Origin of the sequence: Lysinibacillus sp. CNPSo 3705, from assembly GCF_028674935.1 — a bacterium.
Classification (GTDB): domain Bacteria; phylum Bacillota; class Bacilli; order Bacillales_A; family Planococcaceae; genus Lysinibacillus.
This window is the reverse complement of sequence record NZ_JAQZSD010000150.1, coordinates 1-1,810: the sequence shown is the minus strand read 5'-3', so window position 1 is coordinate 1,810 and position 1,810 is coordinate 1. Positions and strand designations below refer to the sequence as shown.

The following is a 1,810-nucleotide window of genomic DNA, read 5'->3' as shown; positions in this document are numbered from 1 at the left end:
TTATATTGAAGCGCAATATGAAGATTTACTGCAAGGGCAAAAATCAGTCGTTAAAAATATTACGAATAAAAAAGGGCAGGTAGTCGATACGGTTACGACTTATGAAGGCGAGCCTGGTAAAGATTTAAGACTGACACTTGATAGTGAGCTACAATTAGAAACTGAAAAAATTGTTGAGCGGGAATTGCTTAAATTAAAATCCCAAGGCGGTTCGTATTTACTTGATCGTGCCTTCTTAGTAATGATGGACCCGAATACAGGTGATATTTTAGCGAATGTTGGTAAGAAGATTGAGAAAAATCCTGAAACAGGAAAATATGAAGTGGTCGATTATTCATATGGTACATTTACAACCGCTTATGAGGCGGGGTCAGCAGTTAAGGCAGCAACTCTTCTTACTGGTTATAATCAAGGAGTTGTTTCAATGGGTACTCCAATGGGAGATGAACCTATTGTATTAGCTGGAACTAAAGCAAAAACTTCAATCTTTAACCGAAGTGGTTATATTACGCTAAATGACTTAACAGCTTTAGAACGTTCATCAAATGTTTATATGTTTAAAATTGCTATGCTTATTAATGGAACACCATATAGCTATGGGATGCCACTTCGTTTAAAAGACGATACATTCCCGAAAATGCGTAATAATTATGCGCAATTTGGCTTAGGTGTAAAAACAGGTATTGACTTGCCGAATGAATTTAGTGGTGTACAGGGTCCATCTGGTCCAACGATGGGTGGTAAAACACTCGACTTAGCGATTGGACAATATGATACGTATACACCTTTACAATTGGTACAATATATCTCGACAATCGCAAATGGCGGCTATCGTATTCAGCCACATATTGTGAAAGAGGTACGTGAGCCATCAAATGATGGACAACATTTAGGTCAATTAGTGACTGAAATAGGTCCAACAATTTTAAATCGTATCGATAATCCTACAGAAGAAATTGATTATGTAAAAAAAGGATTACGTCGAGTTTATACAGGTTCGCAAGGTACTGCGCGAGCACAATTTGCAAATGCACCTTATACAGCAGCAGGAAAAACAGGAACAGCTCAGGTAGTATACTATGGACCTTTAAGACAGTATTATGGTACTGATACACTTACCTTTACTCATGTTGGATTTGCCCCTTATGAAAATCCTGAAATTGCCTATGCTGTTGTTATTCCATGGGCGACGACTAACACAGGTGCACATTTAACTAATAATAATGTTATTGCTCGAGAAGCTCTAGATAAATATTTTGAGTTAAAAGCAAAATATCAAGCAGAAAAAATGACTGATAGTAATGTAAAACAACCAATTTTACCAGCTATTTCAAAAGACAAAATTGGTGAAGATGAGCAAAAATAAGAGAAACCGCTAGCGCATTTATATGCCTAGCGGTTTTTTTGTATCTTTTAAAAACCTCTTGCTATGCGAAGGGTTCTAAAGAGCCTCTAGCTATGGACAAGAAAAAAATCCCAGCCGTACAATGAATTCAGGTCTGGTCAACCAAGGGGATTCAAATGGATAATAAACACGGAAAGAAGAACCAAAGCGACGGAAGGAAGAGTCAAAGCGACGGAAAGAAGAGCCAGAGCGACTAAATGATGTTTTCCAATCATTAATTCTCAAGTGCTTGCTTTCCTGTCGTACCTTCGAATGGTATACTAAATATCGTATATTTAAATTGTAATTAGATGAGGAGGGGAATACCATATGCGCAAAGCACCGGGAAAAAATCGCGCGACGAGTGTTAAAGCAAAACATCACTCTAATTTAACATTTCGTATGAATGTCCTTTTCTTTGCTATA

Annotated in this window: 1 protein-coding gene; it reads left to right on the top strand. The window is 37.3% G+C overall.

What is annotated here, in order from left to right; genetic code table 11:
* The coding region (locus PVA17_RS24680) for a peptidoglycan D,D-transpeptidase FtsI family protein (protein WP_274069326.1) at positions 1 to 1,366 on the top strand (1,366 nt) is incomplete at its 5' end.
* Positions 1,367 to 1,810: the final 444 nt, after the last annotated feature.